Origin of the sequence: Paenibacillus sp. FSL H7-0756, assembly GCF_038006765.1 — a bacterium.
Classification (GTDB): Bacteria; Bacillota; Bacilli; order Paenibacillales; family Paenibacillaceae; genus Paenibacillus_AQ.
In genome coordinates this window covers 3,444,811-3,463,735 of sequence record NZ_JBBOVT010000001.1, presented here as the reverse complement: position 1 = coordinate 3,463,735, position 18,925 = coordinate 3,444,811, and the positions used below count along the sequence as shown (strand labels likewise).

Sequence of the window (18,925 nt, the reverse complement as noted above, 5' to 3'; positions counted from 1 at the left end):
TGCGGACGAATCCTGTCGAAAGCTGGCAGCTAGATCAATTTCGAAAGTACCGTTCCCGCCAGCAGCTCACCGAGCGTCTTATCGAGCGGCAGCGGCTTGTTACCCAGACAGGTGCGGAGCGCGGTCAGCAGCACACGGACATCATATTTGCTCGGATGGACGGGAATCACCTCTTTGTCCAGCGCGAGCAGATTGTAGACAGCCATCATTGCGGAGCGGACCGAATACTCCACGGTGAACACGCAGTCGTCCGGCACTTCGGCGAACTGGCCGAGGAAGGCCAGATTCACGCTGCCCTGCGGCACGACCTGCGGACGGTCACCAAGCACGCGCGGCATGAACTGTGCAGTGATATAAGGCATCATACAAGGGATGACGTTGGTGGTATGCTCCAGAATCTCGGGAATGCGGTCCGCAAGCCCCATATGGTAGCACAGTTCCTCCAGCAGCTCGCGTCCGGTGCAGTCGCTCATTTTTTTCTTAATATAGTCGCCTTCGGCATCCGGGAACAGGCCATACGCCCACAGCACCTTCACATTGTCCGGCTGGTTGATGAAATGCGGCTGCTTCGGTGCGGTCCAGGACATCATCCAGCTGGAATCTTTGATCGTCACCACGCCGCCCATGCCGGGAGCATCTCCCGTCAGCTCCAGCAGATAAGGGAATACAATCTCATCATCGGTAAAAGTCATCGTGAACGACAGCCATTTGGACTTGTCGATATCCCCGCAGAACACCTCGGGACGGCCGAAATCCGGAGATTTAGCAGCAAGCTTCTCCCATAGGCTCCAGCAGCCGCGCTCAGTCAGAGAGCGGTTCAGCACCGCCGGATGGTCCAGATCGCCAAGCGTAGAATTCTCTGTCATTGAGCCGTTCGTGACCATGACCAAATCCCCGCGCGTCACCGGAATGATCTTCGGCGAACCGTTCACAAGCACCTGAATCGCGGTTACAACCTTCTCATCCCCGTTGATATCAAGCTCCAGATCCGTGACCTGGTGCCCTTTGTCAAAATGAACGCCCTCACGCTCCAGCCACTTCATCAGCGGCAGGATCAGCGAGTCGAACTGGTTGTATTCAGTGTGCAGAATCCCCTTCAGCTGGTTCATCCCGGAGATCAGGTGCATGAACCGTTCCATGTAACGCTTGACTTCAACCACACTATGCCAGTTCTCGAAGGCGAACATGGAGCGCCAGAAATACCAGAAATTCGTCTCCAGGAAGCTCGGATCAAAAAACTGCTCAATTGTCACCGCGCCCAGTCTCTCTTCGGTAGCCAGCGTCAGCTTGCCTAATTGCAGGGCGTGTGCGGTTGAGAGTCCAAGTGAGGAGAAGTCGGCGGGGGTGCCTTGCTTTTCGACCAGACGGCAATGCGATTCAATCGGTTCTGCCAGGTTCAGCTCCCGGAATTCATCCAGTACCGTCCGGTCCGGATTGGTCAGGGAAGGGATGAAGCCGAACAGCTCCATGAAGCATTCGAAGTGCTCTTCAATCTCGCGTCCGCCCCGGGCGCTGTAGCCGTCCTTGGCATTACCCGCCCCGTCCATTGAACCGCCGTATATCGATGATTGCTCCAGAATATGAATATTCCGGCCGGGCATGTGCCCGTCACGGATCAGGAATGCCGCCGCCGACAGGGAGCCGATTCCTCCTCCGACGAGATATGCCTTGCGTGAAGCGATGCCTTCTTGTACCTGCGGATGAATTCTTTGATATGTACCCATGTGTCCTCTTCCTTCCTTGATCAGGGGATAAGTGCCTGCTAACTGCCTTCACTATACCCACCGTGAACCAGGGATTCTATGGACAGCCGGACGCAACTGTCTAGGGATTACACATCCGCAGGATATTGTGTCATTACTTCGCCGGATGCACCGCAGTCTGATAATGTTCTAGTCCCCGGGCAATGCATCCGTCCATAATCCTTGATACCTTATCCACCACTCCAGCCGGATCTGTATTTGCGCCTGCTCTGAGCCAGTGGATCACCTGTTCAAGGATGGCCAGTGTGTAGAAATCGGCTATATCCAGTCTGGCCTGCATTCTCACTGGCTCTGGGATCTGCTCCTGTCCAGGCCACGCCTGCCCGTCCAGCTCCTCCACTACGCTGATCATGACGCGGTAAATCACCCCGTACAGGAACTCTTCCAGATGCTCGCGCCCCAGCGAATGGAAGGTGTTCAGACAGATGGTTTTGTTATTTACGGTGTAACGCAGGACGCTTAAGAACCCTTGCTTCCAGCCCGCCCAGCAGCAGTATTGGTCCAGTCCTTCAATCACTTCTGACTTGTAGATCCAGCCGAGCAGCTGATAGATATCCTGAAAATGATTATAAAACGTATGGCGGGTCACCCCGCAATCCGCCGTAAGCTGCTGGATCGTTATTTTATTCAGCGGCCTTGTGAGCATTAGCTTCTTCAGGGACCGGGCTAACGCGTTCTTCGTTAAAAGGGAATTGGACATCTCTTCCTCCTGAGCATTCAGATTTGATATTCCAATTATAACCAATTGCGGGTTTGTTTTCACCCCGTCTGACTCAGAGCTCTTATTACTCCCGCTCGCCAAGCCGAACGGCATAGGTCTTATATCCGGCTTCGCTAATCTCCAGGCAATTCAATTGCTCCCCGTATACACAGCCGCCGTCGATGCCTATTTTGTCACCCAGCGGACTGAACCAGACGCCTGCCCCGTCCTGCAGATCTACCGTAGAGGTATGGCCGAATACAACCGTCTTCACCGTAGAAGTAACAGGATGATTGTAGAAAGGCTCCCGAATCCAGATAAAATCATACTCCCGCTGGGTCCGCCAGTCGGCAAGGGATGGATCAATGCCCGCATGAACGAACAGATGGGTCTCCGTCTCATAGTAATAGGGCAGCGAATTCAGGAAATCCAGGTGCTCCTTATACTCGGTGCGCATGAACTGCTTCATCTCCGTATAATCCCTCCAGCCTGAATCCGGGTGCAGCAGCACCGAATCCCTGCCTCCGCAATAGCTCAGCAGGGTGTGGAAGCCCCCGTTCGTAATCCAGTGGGTATCCCGCTTGTCATCCTCTCCCGCCAGCGCATCGCAGGCCATCTGATCATGGTTGCCCCGCAGCACAATAACCCCCTCCGCCTCGGCAAGCCGCTTCACCCGTTCCACGACCGCTCTGCTGTCCGGCCCCCTGTCCACATAATCGCCCAGCAGGATCAATTGATCCCTGGAGGGGTCATATTCCGCCCGGCGGAGCAGCAGATTGAATTCCTCTATGCAGCCGTGGATGTCACTGACCACTAATGTTCTGATGCCGCTCTCCTCCTTCTTCACTTGCAACTGTGTTTATCTGGAGTATTTATTATACTATATAGGCATGAGGCGCACTCATAAGGCATAAAGCGTACTCAATAACACAAAAAGAGGTTCACCCGCCAAGCATTCAGCTTAGCAGGGAAACCTCTTAGTTACATTCTATTCCTTCAGCGCGGATGAAGGGTGCTGTACAGGCCGTCCCGCAGTACGATCCCAGCGCCAAGGGAAGTCACGCCCCTTCAGATGCAGGCCGCCGTACCATTCATCGATACTTTGCAGCTGTAGCCGGTCGGATGCTCCGTTCAACACCTGCTCTCCCCATCCAGTCAGCGTAACGCTGCGGTGCAGGAATTCCGGTAACTCCCTGTAATCTGTCAGCTCTGTTGCACCATCGATCTCAAGCAGAGGCCTCTCCCCGGCTGTAAGTGTGCGCAGGACCTTCCAGTATTCCGTATCGCCCATGCCAAGCCGGTGCAACTCATCCGTAACCTGACGGAACAGCTTAAGCGGCGTATCCATACCGCCAGCTACAGCTTGGAGAGTGGTCTGTTCGACAATACCAAGTCCATTTTCTACGGAAGGCAGGCGGGAGAGATGGGCCATGAAGGCATCATAGGCAAAAGCAAGCGCGCCCCCCGCCAGCTCCTCCCGCTTCCCCGCAAGCAGATCCGCCAGCTCGCGGGGATCGGCAGCCGCGTATGCCTCCCACAGCAGGCTCCCCAGCTCCAGCTCCTTGCGGCCAATGTTCCGCCAGGTTCCCTGCAGGGTGCTAAGCTGGGCTTCCGTCAGCTGTCCCAGACCATGGAACCGCTGAATCCCGGGGAATTCTCCGATGCAGAGCAGGCTCAATTTCGTGTTGCCCAGCTTTTGCCCATTGAACCAGTGTAATAGATAGGCCAGCATACTCTGGTCAAACAGATCATGCTCGAACCACAGCACCACCTCATCATACTGGCGGAATCCGCTAATTCTGCGCTCCTGCTCCTCGCAGCCTGCCCGATATTCATCCGCCGGAATGCCCATCGTGGCCTGTAGCACCTCAGCCCGCAGCAGCCGATTCTGCTCTGCCGCCGGATCGGTGAAGACCGGCCCCGCCGAATAGATCTCTCTCCACACCAGCACCTCCCCCTGGACAATTCCCCGTTTCAGCTTATCTCCCACCGTATCACCATTCACAATATGCAGCATACGTGCTCCCCCTTCATGTAACAGATGAAATGCAGCAGCCAGATCGGCAACAGGTAAAGCGCCCTTCAGCTTGCGTCTGCCGTCATATAGCCTTTTCTTCAGCGTAGCGGCGGGAAGACCCAGATACACGGAAATCTCCTGAAGCGAATACCCGTAGAAGTAGAACAATTGCAGCGGTACCCGCAGCTTAGCGGACAATTCCGCCACTGACTTGTGCAGCACCTGTGTCCATTCCCGGTATTCAACAATCTCCTCCGCGCCGGGGGATGACCCGGCAACCTGCTCCGCTGCTTCCAGAGGCAATATTGTCTCTGTCTTGCGCCGCAGCAGCCGGTGGCATTGCCTGACCACGATCGTTTTGAACCATCCCGGGAACGCGGCCGGCTCTTGAAGGCTGCCAAGATTCATATATGCCTCCAGCAAGGCTTCCTGCACCGCGTCTTCCGCGAGCTGTACATCCCGGAGCATATCGTAGGCCACTACGTAAGCCATCCCCCGCACATGCCCGCTAAGCTCCCGGAAGGCTTCGGCATCGCCCTTCTGCGCTTGTTCAATCCACTGTTGCATCCGTCTACCGAACCTCATTTCTGTAAGTGTTTATCACGTTACATTACTAAGTGCCATCAAGGGAGAAAAAGGTTACAAATAAGGCTTAAGAAGAGATTTGTGAACACTCGTTATTAATAAAAGCGTCCCGCAAGTCGTGAACTGGCTGGCTGGAGCGCTTTTGTTAATTAAGCAATGAATTCGGGCGGAATATAGTCCGCGAGCCAAATATTATGATTTCCGTGGTAGAACTTGATTCCTTCCTGTGCGGCCCGCCCGGCATCGATGGTTAAGATTACAGGACTTGAATCCTTGCGCCCTCCCACCAGCTTGGCTGTAGCCGTATCCACCGAGAAATGAACATACTGCCTCTTCATTGGTTTCAGTCCTTCGTGCAGAATCGTCTCTACCCACTCCCTGGCTGTTCCGTGGTACAAAATAGGGGGCGGCGTTTCAGCCTGCTTGATTATTTTTTGCGGGACCGAGTGACCATACAGTGCCCTTATTCTGCCCTCCGCAAGCTCATGCCGCTGCTTATCCGATGCTGCGATCATTTTGTCCAGATCCTCTGCATCGACTGTTTCCCACTTCTTGTCCTGATGCAGCGCGTGGAGCAGCTGTTCAATATCCACCCACCCCTGTTCATCCAATTCCAGTTCATATTCCCACGGCGCATGACGCAGGGCGTAGGAGACCTCTTTGCTGAGCTTTGCATAATCCATCGGGTTTAGTCCTCCATAGTCATTTGGGATCATTAGTTAGTTGCCGCAATCATCGATTGTTACAAGTTTAGCCTAGTTTAGCATATGTGAAGCTTCAGGTATAACCATGCGCAAGAGCATCCGGGGTTCCATCGGCGGGTTCCCTCGGGGTGGGGCTCCATCTGAGGCTCCATCGGCTACGAAAGCGGACTGACATTCCGCTATTTCCGCTAATCCGGCGGACGGACTGACATTCCGCTATTTCCGCTAATCCGGCGGATATATGAAATACGCGGACTCAGAAGCCGTTATTGGGCTGGATTCCGCTTATTAGGTGCCGTACAGGCAGGATAACGGAATCTGTGTCCGGTTCAGCTCTAAAAAGAGACATTTGGGCCGAATAACGGAATCTGAGTCCACCACACACTTCTCAGCTATGCATTATAGAGCATTCTAGCTAAGCAGCTATCTCAGCACTGACCTTAAACTAATCGGGTCTCTGTATAGCTCAGGCAAGGGAGCCGTCGCGGTACAAAGATCGTGGCGGATGGGGCTGTGAGCGCACGCAAAAAGCCGCCCCTCTAGGGGCGGCCCCTTGCACCCGTCACTGTACATTACTTACCTAACCATGCTCCACACGGACCCTGCCGCTGGGCGGCCGGGCTTCCTGCCTGCTGCAATGCTCCTTGCTGTACCGGAGCACGCTGAGTTGTTACCGCAACCTACATGTTGCAACATACCCGCTGCAACCGATGCCACTCCGCAGTATACGCCACCCGCTGCTGCTTATCAGCGACGGCTGCACGAGGCGGGCTGCGCACCAGCCTTAACCCTTACTGCGCAATCTGCTCGCGGATGTTCGCGAGGATCTTCTTCTCCAGCCTCGACACCTGCACCTGCGAGATGCCGAGGCGGCTGGCGACTTCGGACTGGGTCTGATCGCGGTAATAGCGCAGATACACGATCAGACGCTCGCGCTCGGTTAGCGCACCGATGGCCTCATTCAAGGCCAGCTTATCGAACCAGCGCTCCTGCGACTCGTCGGCGATCTGGTCGATCAGCGTGATCGGATCGCCGTCGTTCTCGAAGACGGTCTCGTGGATCGAAGTCGGCGGCTTGTTGGCCTCCTGGGCGAAGACGATTTCTTCGGGCGTGACGCCCAGCGCTTCGGCCACTTCACCGATGGTCGGGAGGCGGTCGAGCGTTTTGGACATCTCATCCTTCATCTTGCGCACCTTGTTGGCCATCTCCTTCAGCGAGCGGCTGACCTTAAGCGTGCCGTCATCGCGGAGGAACCGCTGGATCTCACCGATAATCATCGGCACCGCATAGGTGGAGAACTTGACCTCATAGCTGAGGTCGAATTTATCAACGGACTTCAGCAGTCCGATACAGCCGATCTGGAACAAATCATCCGGTTCGTATCCGCGGTTCATAAACCGCTGCACCACCGACCAGACGAGGCGGATATTGCAGTTGACCAGCGTGTCGCGGGCCGTATGGTCCCCTGCTTGACTGAGCGCGATTAGACGTTTGACCTCCGCATCGTCCAAATAGGTCGGCGGAGCTTTTTTTGATTCTGCTTCCATGGCTCCAACCCCTAATTGTATAAAGCTTTTTTCGAGACGATGGTTTTCTTCATGGAGATTGAGGTTCCGCGTCCCGGTTCGCTGATAACCTCGAATTCATCCATGAAATTCTCCATAATGGTGAAGCCCATACCTGACCGCTCCAGCTCCGGCTTCGAGGTATACAGCGGCTGCTGGGCCAGCTCCAGATCCTCAATGCCCCGGCCCTTATCCTCAATCGTCAGGTGCACGGTCTCATTATCGAGTGAAGCGGATATACTGACAACGCCTGCGGGATCACTGTCATAACCGTGAATAATACAATTGGTGACGGCCTCCGAGACTACCGTCTTCAGGTCATTCAGCTCCTCCATCGTCGGATCGAGCCGGGAGACAAAGGCAGCCACTACCACACGCGCGAACGATTCATTCTCCGACAGCGCAGCAAACTGGACACTCATGAAGTTACGGGCTTCGCTACTAGTCATAACGCGACCTCCAAATCCGAGAGTGCAGCGCTCTCGTTGTCATATAGGGGCATGATTTTGAACAGGCCCGACATTTCCAGCAGGCGCTTCACTGGCGCTGTGGCATCGCAGACTGCCATTTTGCCGCCCTTACTGCGGATCAGCTTGTACCGCCCCAGAATCACTCCGAGACCCGAGCTGTCCATGAACTGCAGCTCCTTCAGACTCAGGATCAGATGCTCCACCTGGCCCCGCATAATTGCTTCATCCATATCCATACGTACATAATCGGCTGCGTGATGGTCCAGTTCTCCGGACAACCGGACAATCAGCACACCCCGGTGATGCTCCATCTCCACATGAGAATTCATGCTTGCCACTCTCCTCTTCGTTGCTTGGACAACCGCCCTGTAACAATTCTTTCCCCTACAAGGACAAGGTTTCTACACCGCAATTGAGGATTCCTGCCTCACGACAAAACTAGAAGAAAACCCCTAAGAACTTACACAAAGCCCCTAGTTCAATCTACAAAAAGGAACAAACAAGCTTGAACCGGCTGCGGCCTTAATCCTTCGTGAACATAGCGCCTGTTGCCCGCTTAAACAGCTTCCACCAGCCCGCCTTAGCGATTGGCTCGCCTGCCTTCAGCTCATATTCCTTCAGGACAGCGGTTCCCTGGTAAACCACCAGCTTGCCGACCGTCTGGCCTTCGGCCACCGGAGCCTTCACCTGCTCATTCAGCACAAGCTCGTGGCGGATGCCCTCCTGGGTCACTCCTTTGCGGAGCAGGACACTATAGTCTTCCTTCGCTACCAGCGGCAGCTGTGACTTCACGCCCTTCTCAATCCTTACCGTGCCGATGGTGTCGCCTTCCTTGTGAATCGTATGCAATTTATATTGGGAAAAGAGGTAGTCAAACATCGCCGAGACCTCGCTGTTGCGGGTCTTGGTATTCGGCTCGCCCAGCACAACCGCTACAGCGCGCAGACCGTCTCTGGCCGCCGTCGCGGACAGGCAGAATTTCGCCTCGGACGTATATCCCGTCTTCAGTCCATCCGCCCCCGTGTAGAACCGCACCAGCTTATTGGTGTTGACCAGCCAGAACGGCTTGGTGGAATCCTTGCGCAGGTAATCCTGATAAGAGCCGGTGTATTTGATAATCTGCTCATGCTTCAGCAGCTCCCGGCTAATGACGGCAATATCATGCGCGGAGGAATAATGATTCGCAGCCGGCAGGCCGTTACAGTTGGCAAAATGAGTATCCTTCAGGCCCAGGTCCTGCGCCTTCTGGTTCATGAGATCAACGAAGGCACTCTCCGAGCCGGCGATTTTCTCCGCCATCGCTACGGAAGCATCATTGCCGGAGGCCATCGCGATGCCCTTCAGCATATCGTCCACCGTCATTTCCTCACCCGGCTCTAAGAATATCTGCGAACCGCCCATCGATGCCGCATACTCGCTGGTCCGCACCTTGTCGGTCAGCTGCAGTCTGCCCTCGTCCAGCGCCTCCACGGTCAGCAGCATGGTCATAATCTTGGTGATACTGGCCGGCGGAAGTTTATCATGGCTGTTCTTCTCATAGATGACCGTGCCCGTGCTGGCATCCATAAGAATGGCAGAACGCGCCCCCGGTGCCAGCTCCGCAGCCGCCCCTCCGGCATTGCCGGAATTTGCGGTGCCTTTGGCTTTTTCCTCGGCCCAGGCTCCTGTAGCGCCTCCCAGAACCGACACAGCAATGCACAGCACAAGCGTTACATAACGAATTTTCCTCACAATGGTTCCCCTCCTGAACTTAACCTTCATTTCACAGGTACTGTGTTCCAGTTTCGTCAGAATGGCAGGAAATTATTCCATTTCAGCGCAGAAAAAAAGAAGCCTCCCAAGGTTCGTCACCGATCCTTAAGAGAACTTCTGCTCAGGTTAGATTGGATTAAATGGTCAGCTGACGCTTCTGGACACCGGACGGCTCCCGCCCTTATGCCCGAGATAGAGTCTGGAGAGTACCGGAGAGCGCACAGCCCACATGGCTACGAGCAGCGGCACGCCCACCCCGATCAGTGTAAAGGGGATCAGCCCGTAATCCGCGCCAAGCAGATATTTCAGGCTGTAATTCAGCGGCAGATGCAGGTACATGATCGCAATAGAGTTGCGGCCCAGGCTGCCCATCCAATCAAGCGGAACAAGCTGTACCAGCCGGTACACCCCGGCGCAAATGGTCAACGAGACCAGCAGCGGAACCGCGAGATCCAGCACCAGCGAGGTATACTCCTTGTATTTCATATTCAGGCTGTATTGAATGACACCCGTCCGCTCCAGCAGCAGTACAAGGCCGCATAACGGGAGCAGCACCAGGAGCGCCGAATAGCGGCGGATCAGCGCAGGGATCACCTGTTTGCCGTAGAAGCCAATGGCATAATAAGTGATGGCGAGCAGCGACACATCTATATTCCAGGGGAGGTTGAAGTTCTTGAGCGTGGTAAGAGAGATCACATGAGAGAGGAGGTAAGCAGAGGCAATAAGGAGAAATTGGATGCTGCGGGAATAACGGACGATATATCCGAACAGCAGCTGGGTGAACAGCAGGCAGGTGATGAACCAGAACACCCCGTAAGGACCCGTAAGCGACAATCCCCCGTAGAGCAGCCTCGCCACATTCTCTGCGAACCCCTTAAGATTCAGGTTGAACACTAGCAGCACTGCCGCAATCAGGAGTCCGTAGGCAAAATAAGGAGTCATCAGCCCCCGTGTCCGCTTCACCGCCCAGCGCAGATAACGTCCGGGTTCGACCGGCTTAAACAGCAGCCCGCTTAACATGAAGAACAAAGGCATCCGGAACCAGGACAAATAATGGTTCGCTGCCGCATCGCCCGAGTGGCCCATAACGACAAAAATAATACTGAATCCCTTGGCGGCATCAATCCATAATTCGCGTGGTTTATTCACTGTCTCCTCCCATCTCCTCCCATATCAGTTGTAATTTAAAGTAATTATAAAAGGGTTTGCTTTTATTTTCAAACTTCGATGAAACATTTCAGTGGTATTTCTGAAAGAATATTCCCTTAACAACGGAGCAGACTCTGTAAAAATAAGTCATTCTGCCTAGATGGGGGACGCTGTCCTATCCGGCCTACAAATAGGGCTAAAGTCCGGCGATGTTGCCGGTGACGTAGCGGGCAGGAAAAGCGGCAGGTAGGGTGCAGAAAGCAGGAGGCGGGAGGCCGAATGTAATCGGTTTTTCGATTACATTTAGACCACGCGCTTTCGCAGCGCCGAATGTGATCGGTTTTTCGATTACATTTGGACCACGCGCCTCCGTAGTGGCCGAATGTAATCGGTTTTTCGATTACATTTGGACCACGCGCCTCCGTAGCCCCGAATGTGATCGGTTTTTCGATTACATTTGGACCATGCGCCTCCGTAGCCCCGAATGTGATCGGTTTTTCGATTACATTTGGACCACGCGCCTCCGTAGCGCCGAATGTAATCGGTTTTTCGATTACATTTGGATCACGCGCCTCCACAGCGCCGAATGTGATCGGTTGTTCGATTTGGTACTGGAGGCGCTGATTAATGAGTACCAGGAGTGTTGATTGGAAGGTGGGGAGCGCTGAGCACTTAGTGCCGGAGGAAGCGTTAAGCTGGCGGAGTGTGGTTAGTCCGGAATTGAATTGCGTGGTTCGTGCGTTAGAATGGCGTAGCATCAGTAGCCTGGCATCAGTAGCCTGGCATCCAGCAAAAGCAAGGGCCACCCGCTGCCGGATGGCCCATAATATAGCTTAATACAGATGACAGGCCACCTGATGGCCTGAATCCAGCTCCCGCAGCAGCGGCGCTTCCGACTTGCAGCGGTCCATCGCATGCGGACAACGGGGGTGGAAGGCACAGCCCGTGGGCGGTGTCTCCGGGTTCGGAACATCCCCGGTCAGGACGATGCGCTGCTTTTTCAGTCCCGGATTCGGTACCGGAACGGCAGACATCAGCGCCTGCGTATAAGGATGCAGCGGCTTTGCAAAGAGCGCCTTCGTCGGCGCAAGCTCGACAATCCGCCCCAGGTACATGACCGCCACCCGGTCGCTGATGAACTTGACAACCGACAGGTCATGCGAAATGAACATATAAGTAAGGCCGTATTGCTCCTGCAGATCCTGCATCAGATTCAATACCTGAGCCTGGATGGAGACATCCAGTGCCGATACCGGCTCATCGCAGACAATGAACTTCGGATTCAGCGCAAGCGCACGGGCAATCCCGATCCGCTGCCGCTGGCCGCCGGAGAATTCATGGGGAAAACGGTGAGCCTGATAGGGGGACAGGCCCACCACCTCCATCAGCTGCTCGACCCTGCTTCGCAGCTCGCCGGCGGGAGCCGATCCGTGGGTACGGAGCGGTTCCTCCAGAATGCGCTGGACAGTCCAGCGGGGGTCGAGCGAAGCATAAGGGTCCTGGAACACCATTTGCATATCGGTACGAAACTTGCGGAGCTGCTCGGTATTCAGGCTGCGCACATCGGTTCCGGCGAACATAATCTCGCCTTCTGTCGGCTCAATCAGCCGCAGAATAGCCCGTCCGGTGGTCGACTTCCCGCAGCCGGATTCTCCGACCACCGCCAGCGTCTCTCCTTGCTCAACGGATAGGGTAATGCCGTCAACGGCTTTGACTGCACCGACCTGCTTAGAGAAGAAGCCTTTGCGGATCGGATAATGCTTTTTCAGATTACGGACTTCCAGTAATGTGGTCATAGAATCCCCTCCTGCTGCAGGATACAGCGGCATGTATGGCCCGGCTGCACTTCAAGCAGCTCCGGGAGCTGCTCCCGGCAGCGGTCCACCGCTACAGGACAACGCGGCGCGAACCGGCAGCCGGGCGGCAGACTGGCCGGATTCGGCACCTGCCCCGGAATCGAGCTGAGGCGTTCCTCATCCCCCGCCAGCTGGGGCAGGGAAGCCAGCAGCCCTTGCGTATACGGATGCAGCGGCTGGCTGTACAGAGTAGCCACATCTGTCTCCTCAACAATCTGACCCGCGTACATAATAACAACCCGGTCACACATCTCGGCAACGACTCCCAGATCATGTGTGATCATCAGGATCGACATGCCCTCATTCTTTTGCAGATCCCGCATCAGATCAAGGATCTGCGCCTGAATCGTCACATCCAGCGCTGTCGTCGGTTCATCGGCAATGAGCAACTGGGGACTACAGACCATCGCCATCGCAATCATTACCCGCTGCCGCATCCCGCCGGAGAGCTGATGGGCATACTGCTGGGCAATCTTCTCCGGGCGGGGAATTCCTACCTTGCGCAGCATCTCCACCGCCCGGGCGTCGGCTTCCTTCTTGCTCAGCTTCAGATGATAACGGGCGGATTCGGAGATCTGGCGCCCGATCTTGAACACCGGATTCAGCGAGGTCATCGGCTCCTGAAAAATCATTGCAATCCGGTTCCCCCGGATGCTCCGTACCTCTTTTACCGACATCTCCAGCATATCCTTGCCCTCAAAGCGGATTTGGCCGGAAGCAATCCGGCTGATCCGCTTAGGCAGCAGCTGCATGATGGAGAGTGAGGTGATGCTTTTGCCGCAGCCGGATTCACCGACAATGCCCAGCGTCTCTCCCTTGCGCACTGACAGACTGATGCCGTCCACCGCACGGATCGTACCCGCCGCTGTCTGGAACTCGGTGCATAGCCCTGATACCTCCAGCAGTTCTGTCATGATTGCATCTCCCCCAATAAAAACTCCCCACAAAGTGATGTTTTGCTTCGATGATTACTCAGGTACTTTGCGGGGGCCCCAAAAAAATCCCCACAAAGTGATGTTTTACTTCGATGATTACTCAGGTACTTTGCGGGGGCCCCAACTAATTATTCCTCTTCTTATTGCTCTTCTTCCACGCCCAGATATTTAAGCGCCGTCAAAGCATAGACCTTCGCACACTGGATAATCTGCCAGACGGGAGCCTTCTCGTTAAAATTATGAATCGTTGACAGCTCGGCCGGGCCATATTGCAGCACCGGAATGTTATGCTTGCGGAAATGGCGCGCATCGCTGGAGGCCCATTGCAGCACACCGTAGGCTTCTTCGCCGCTTACCTCACAGATACTCTCCACCAGATCCTTGACCACCGGCTCCTCATTAGAGGTCCAGTTGGCATTGCCCTGGAAGCCAAAGCCCTTGACCTCGGATTCAATGCCGGCTTCAAGCAGCAGGGAGCGGGCACGGTCCAGCACATCCCGGTAGTCTACCCCGAAGGGTACACGGGAATCGACCTGAATCGTGCAGCGGTCCGCCACTACGTTCACCTTGGTTCCGCCCTGGATCGTTCCGATGTTCACTGTCACATGGTCGAATACCTGATAGGCAAGGGAATCTCTTTCTTCGCTGCCTTTCACATACTCCTGCGAGATGCGGATAATCTCCCGGACTTCCTCGGGAATGTCCACTTTGATATCCCATAGCCGCTGTAAGGCTTCAATCCCTTTGGCTGCCTTCACAATCGCACTGTCTCCAACCACTGGCGACAGGCTGCCGTGACCCGGTGTGCCTTCGACGGTGAATTCGAACCAGCAGCTGCCCTTTTGCCCGATGGTCGGGTTCAGCGGGCCGGAAGGCTCGGCAATCACCGCAGCGGTTCCGGTAATCAGGCCGCGCTCCAGCACCCAGGGAACTCCAAGATGACCTCCGGTCTCTTCATCAGGCACGATCAGCAGGGACAGATCCCCTTGCAGCGGAACGCCCAGCTTCGACAGCAGTGCAGTGACGTAGATTAACCCGGCCAGCCCCGCTTTCATATCCGAAGCGCCTCTGCCCAGCAGATAGCCGTCCACAATATCGCCGCAGAACGGATCGAAATCCCAGCGCGAGCGGTCTCCCGCCGGAACGACATCGGTGTGTCCGCAGTAGATCAGTTTTTTACCGGTGCGCTCTTCTGCTCCTGCGCCCAGTGTGGACACCAGATTGAACATGGTTTCAGTCGCCGGATAGATCGAAGTATCGATCCCGGCTTCCTTCAGATAACTAATAATATAAGCGCTGATCTCCCGCGAATCTCCCGGCGGATTCTCCGAAGGGAATCGGATCAGCTCAGAGCACAGCGCAAGCAGCTCCTCCTGCCCGGCATCAATGGCCTCCAGTACCTTGCTTTTCCAGTCCGTCATGGGTTACGAATTCTCCTTTGTGACCCCGCTTCCCTGCATGCAGCAGGCACAGGGTCCTGTGAATTTGTGCAAAGAGGGACAAGCCTGGGGCCTGTCCGCTCTCTTTTAGCCAAACCTGCTTATTCTGTAATCGACAGCGGATAGAAACGGATCACTTCATCCGGGTAAAAGGCGTAGCCGCTGATCTTGTTGCTCATACCGACAATGCGGTTATATTCGTAGAGATACGCCCAAGGTGCTTCTGTCGTGATGATCTCCTGTGCCTGCTTGTAGAGCTCTGTGCGCTTCGCCGTATCTGTCTCCAGGTTCGCCTGCTCCCACAGCTTGTCTACTTCAGCGTTCTGGTAGTTGATATAGTTGGAAGAGCCCTTGCCGTACAGCAGGAAGCCGAGGTGGTAGCCGGGATCATTGACGAATGAAGTCCATTTAGAGATATAAGAGGTCAGATTATTGGTCTTCTGCTGCTCCAGGAACTGGGCACGGGCCAGCTTGTTGATCTTCATGTTGACTCCGATTTTGGCCAGCTCAGCCTGGATCAGGACCGCATCATCTTCCCAGTCATCGAAGCCGGAGCCCAGCGTGAAGTCGAAGTCAAAGCCTTTCTCGTAGCCTGCTTCCTTCAGCAGCGCCTTGGCCTTGTCCAGGTTGTACTCATACACATAGCCTGCATCGGTGAAGCCTGGTGTGTTGCTCGCTACCGCACTCTTCATCTGCTTGGCCTGGCCGTACATGACCCCGCTCAGCAGCTGATCGTAAGGAATTGCATAGTTGATCGCTTGACGGACTTTTACATTATCGAACGGCTTGACCTTGTTGTTCATGGCGAAGAACAGAATCCGGTTACTCGCATTGGAAGCGACCGTCAGCGCCGAATTGCTCTCCAGCGTGGATACATCCTTCGGAGGAATCTCAATCGCCATGTCTACATCGCCCTTACCCAGCAGCAGCACGCGGTTCGAGGCTTCCTTGGTGAACTTCAGAGTTACCTTGCCGAGGCTTGGCGCACCCTGCCAGTAGCTATCATTAGCGGTGAAAACAGCTTCAGTAGCCGGGTCCCACTTCGTAAGCTTGAACGGGCCGGAGCCGGCTGCATTCGTCTTCAGGTAGTCTGCACCCTGTGCTTCCACCGTCTTCTGGTCCACGATAGAGAAGGTGTACATCGCCAGAATCTGCAGGAAATTATGATTGGCATTCGTCAAGGTCACTTCAACAGTCGAAGGGTCTTTTACCGCAACCGATTTAATGGAAGCCATGCCGTAGAGGAAGCTGCCGGAGCTGGACTTCGCCACACGTTCAAAAGAATACGCCACCGCCTCGGCATCCACCGGATTGCCGCTCTGGAAGCTCACGCCGGATTTCAGCTTGAACGTATACACCGTGTTGTCAGCATTCACTTCCCAGCTCTCTGCGAGCATGGGCTTGATATCTTCGGTATTGGCGATGCTGGCGCCATTCTCGGTCTTGATGCCGTAGGTGACCAGCTGATCATAAGCGGCCAGCACAAGCGTATCGGAGGTCAGATCATTGGCTTCCGCCGGGTCGAGCGTGGTGCCGCCCTCGGAATAGGCCACCGTCAGGTTCTTTTTGACCGGGGCTGCGGTTGCTGCCGTATCTGTTCCCGCCGAAGTGGCAGCAGGGGTCTGCGGATTGGCGCTGCTGGCGCATCCGGCAAGCATGATTGAAAAAGCGACGAGTGTGGACAACAGTTTAACTTTTTTCATCGGTAATTCCTCCCTTTTCTATATCCTGCCTGCATAACAACTACTTGTGCTGCTGATGATTGTCTGCCGCCCTGCGTTCCAGCTGACATTAATCTATCTATCTTTATCAGGGATGGGGCAGCCTTGGGGGATTCCCCTGCTACGCCTCATTTCCCCGAACGCAACCGCGGGTCAAGCACATCCCGGAAGCCGTCTCCGAGTAAGTTGAAGCCTAAGATAGAGGTGGCAATGCCGAGGCCTGGAAAAGTAACCAGCCACCATTGCCCGGAAATGATATATTCCCGGCCTTCAGAGATCATCGCGCCCCATTCGGCAATCGGGGGTCTGACCCCCAGCCCCAGGAAGCTGAGACTGGACGCGGTCAGGATGGCGAAGCCCATCCCGAGCGTAGCCTGCACCATTAGCGGAGCCAGGGCATTCGGCAGAATGTGGCGGTACAGAATGACTCTATCCTTCACTCCAATGGCGCGGCTGGCCTCGATATACTCCTTCTCCCGCAGCGAGACCGTCTGGCCGAACATCAGCCGGGCGAATTCGGGAATGCCGACAATGCCGACGGCGATCATTGCGCTGCTGAGTCCGGCGCCTATCGAGGCCGCAATCGCCATCGACAATACCAGTGAAGGGAAGGAGAGCAATACATCCATGACCCGCATGATGATGGTTCCGGTCCGGCCGCCGTAGTAAGCGGCAATCCCGCCCAGCGGCATCCCGATCAGAAAGGAGATCGAGACCGCGATCAGGCCGGTCCAGATGCTGATCCGTGCGCCGTACAGCACCCGGCTGAGAATATCCCGGCCGAAGTTGTCGGTTCCGAACCAGTGGCTGCCGGAGGGCGGCTGCAGCTTGCTCGCCATATCCGTGACGAACGGATCATGCGGAGCCAGCCAAGGGGCGAAGATGGCTACCATAGTCCAGATCAGGATGAAGGTCAGCCCGATGGCCGCCAGGCGGTTGTGCAGCAGCAGAGATAATAGGGTCCGGGGCTTAGCCTGTGCGGGCTTCGCCGGGCTGCCCTGTGCTGAATGTGCTGCAGTGCTCACAAGCAATCTCCTCCTTTCACACAAGCTGTTCTATTCATAACGGATTCTCGGGTCGATGAACCCGTAGATCAGGTCGACCGCCAGGTTAATTCCGCAGTAGAGCACGGCACTGACCAGGGTGAACGCCTGGATCGGCGCGTAATCCGCCGCCAGTATGGAGTCGGTGACATAGCCGCCGATTCCCGGCCAGGAGAAGATGGTCTCCGTGATGACCGCACCGCCCATCAGGAAGCCGAACTGGAGTCCGAGCACCGTTAATGTAGGAATCAGCGCATTGACCAGCGCGTGCTTGTAGATGACAGCCGATTCCCGCAGCCCCTTGGCCCGGGCGGTGCGGACGAAGTCCTGATCGACCACCTCCAGCATGCTGGAGCGGGTCATCCGGGCGATGATCGCCATCGTGCCGGTACTGAGGCAGATCGCCGGAAGCAGCAGATGCGCGAGACTGCTTTTGAGTGCGGCGGTATCTGCGGAGAGCAGACTGTCCAGTACGTACAGCCCGGTGATATGCACCGGCGGGTTAAGATCCCCGCTGATCCGTCCCATTGGTGCCGGTGCCCAGCCCAGAATGGAGTAGAAGATATAGATGAACATCAGTCCGAGCCAGAAGATCGGCACACAAGCACCTATCAGGGAGAACACACGCGAGATGTGATCCAGCAGGGATTCCTTACGGGTAGCGGCCACAATGCCTACCGGAATGGCGATTAGAACGGCAATCAGGATGCTGGCCAGGGTCAGCTCAATCGTAGCCGGGAAGCGTGAGGCCAGATCGCTGGCGACCGAATGTCCCGTGTGATAGGCATAGCCGATATCGCCTTGCAGCAGCTGCCCGATGTAAGCGAAGAACTGGATATACAGCGGCTTGTCCAGCCCCATATCCTGGCGGATCTTGTTCACAATCTCCTCTGGAGCCTGCTCTCCGGCCAGCATAATCGCAGGATCGCCCGGCAGCACTCTCGACAGAATGAAGGTGATGACGATAATGCCGAGCAAGGCTGGAATCATCTGCAGAAGTCTTTTTAATGTATAAGCAAACAATGAATCAACCCCCTTACGACTTCGACTGCTGTGCCTCTGTGACGGAATTACGCTCTCATGTCAGGTAATGCGTGTATGCTTTGTCTTATTAAAGTGTTGAGCTAATTCTACATAGAATTTCACAGTCACTCTACGTCCCGTTCAGCTAAAAAAATGCACAACCGTTTGTCGATTGTGCACTATCAAGGACTATGAATGTTAGA

16 protein-coding genes are annotated in these 18,925 nt (G+C 55.3%); all 16 read right to left on the bottom strand.

The window, feature by feature from the left end:
• Positions 1-29: 29 nt before the first annotated feature.
• The 16 genes from NST04_RS15100 to NST04_RS15025 all read right to left on the bottom strand — a co-directional run bounded on the left by NST04_RS15100 (position 30) and on the right by NST04_RS15025 (position 18,722).
• Entirely contained in the window at positions 30-1,724 is a 1,695-nt protein-coding gene (locus NST04_RS15100) for an oleate hydratase (protein ID WP_341184904.1), read from the bottom strand.
• A 133-nt stretch (positions 1,725-1,857) separates the two neighbouring features.
• Complete coding sequence (locus NST04_RS15095) at positions 1,858-2,463, bottom strand: TetR/AcrR family transcriptional regulator C-terminal domain-containing protein (RefSeq protein ID WP_341184903.1); 606 nt, start codon at positions 2,461-2,463, stop codon at positions 1,858-1,860.
• A gap of 85 nt (positions 2,464-2,548) precedes the next feature.
• Positions 2,549-3,310 carry a metallophosphoesterase family protein gene (locus tag NST04_RS15090; protein ID WP_341184902.1) on the bottom strand — a complete coding sequence of 254 codons (762 nt, stop codon included), beginning with the start codon at positions 3,308-3,310 and terminating at the stop codon, positions 2,549-2,551.
• A 141-nt stretch (positions 3,311-3,451) separates the two neighbouring features.
• A complete protein-coding gene (locus tag NST04_RS15085; protein ID WP_341184901.1) occupies positions 3,452-5,047 on the bottom strand; it encodes a sigma-70 family RNA polymerase sigma factor in 1,596 nt (531 codons plus the stop codon).
• Positions 5,048-5,214: 167 nt separating this feature from the next.
• Positions 5,215-5,748, bottom strand: a complete 534-nt coding sequence (locus NST04_RS15080; protein WP_341184900.1) for an RNA 2'-phosphotransferase — start codon at positions 5,746-5,748, stop codon at positions 5,215-5,217.
• Positions 5,749-6,560: 812 nt separating this feature from the next.
• Positions 6,561-7,316 (bottom strand): RNA polymerase sporulation sigma factor SigF, encoded by a 756-nt coding sequence (gene sigF, locus NST04_RS15075; RefSeq protein WP_209984211.1) that lies wholly within the window; start codon positions 7,314-7,316, stop codon positions 6,561-6,563.
• An 11-nt stretch (positions 7,317-7,327) separates the two neighbouring features.
• Complete coding sequence (spoIIAB, locus tag NST04_RS15070) at positions 7,328-7,783, bottom strand: anti-sigma F factor (protein ID WP_036698265.1); 456 nt, start codon at positions 7,781-7,783, stop codon at positions 7,328-7,330.
• Complete coding sequence (gene spoIIAA, locus NST04_RS15065; RefSeq protein ID WP_042138682.1) at positions 7,780-8,133, bottom strand: anti-sigma F factor antagonist; 354 nt, start codon at positions 8,131-8,133, stop codon at positions 7,780-7,782. The genes spoIIAB and spoIIAA overlap by 4 nt, the downstream gene beginning before the upstream one ends.
• A gap of 193 nt (positions 8,134-8,326) precedes the next feature.
• Positions 8,327-9,565 carry a D-alanyl-D-alanine carboxypeptidase family protein gene (locus tag NST04_RS15060; protein WP_445667897.1) on the bottom strand — a complete coding sequence of 413 codons (1,239 nt, stop codon included), beginning with the start codon at positions 9,563-9,565 and terminating at the stop codon, positions 8,327-8,329.
• Positions 9,566-9,700: 135 nt separating this feature from the next.
• Positions 9,701-10,705 carry an acyltransferase family protein gene (locus NST04_RS15055; RefSeq protein WP_341184898.1) on the bottom strand — a complete coding sequence of 335 codons (1,005 nt, stop codon included), beginning with the start codon at positions 10,703-10,705 and terminating at the stop codon, positions 9,701-9,703.
• Positions 10,706-11,538: 833 nt separating this feature from the next.
• Positions 11,539-12,501: an ABC transporter ATP-binding protein gene (locus NST04_RS15050; protein ID WP_341184897.1), complete on the bottom strand. Its 963-nt coding sequence runs from the start codon at positions 12,499-12,501 to the stop codon at positions 11,539-11,541.
• Positions 12,498-13,475, bottom strand: a complete 978-nt coding sequence (locus NST04_RS15045; protein WP_341184896.1) for an ABC transporter ATP-binding protein — start codon at positions 13,473-13,475, stop codon at positions 12,498-12,500. The genes NST04_RS15050 and NST04_RS15045 overlap by 4 nt, the downstream gene beginning before the upstream one ends.
• Positions 13,476-13,636: 161 nt before the next feature.
• Positions 13,637-14,917, bottom strand: a complete 1,281-nt coding sequence (locus tag NST04_RS15040) for a M20 family metallopeptidase (RefSeq protein WP_341184895.1) — start codon at positions 14,915-14,917, stop codon at positions 13,637-13,639.
• A gap of 119 nt (positions 14,918-15,036) precedes the next feature.
• On the bottom strand, positions 15,037-16,638 hold the full coding sequence (locus NST04_RS15035) for an ABC transporter substrate-binding protein (RefSeq protein WP_341184894.1): 1,602 nt from the start codon (positions 16,636-16,638) through the stop codon (positions 15,037-15,039).
• 146 nt (positions 16,639-16,784) lie between these two features.
• Positions 16,785-17,681, bottom strand: coding sequence for an ABC transporter permease (locus tag NST04_RS15030; RefSeq protein WP_445667896.1), 897 nt, complete (start codon positions 17,679-17,681; stop codon positions 16,785-16,787).
• A 30-nt stretch (positions 17,682-17,711) separates the two neighbouring features.
• Positions 17,712-18,722 carry an ABC transporter permease gene (locus NST04_RS15025; RefSeq protein WP_341184893.1) on the bottom strand — a complete coding sequence of 337 codons (1,011 nt, stop codon included), beginning with the start codon at positions 18,720-18,722 and terminating at the stop codon, positions 17,712-17,714.
• Positions 18,723-18,925: the final 203 nt, after the last annotated feature.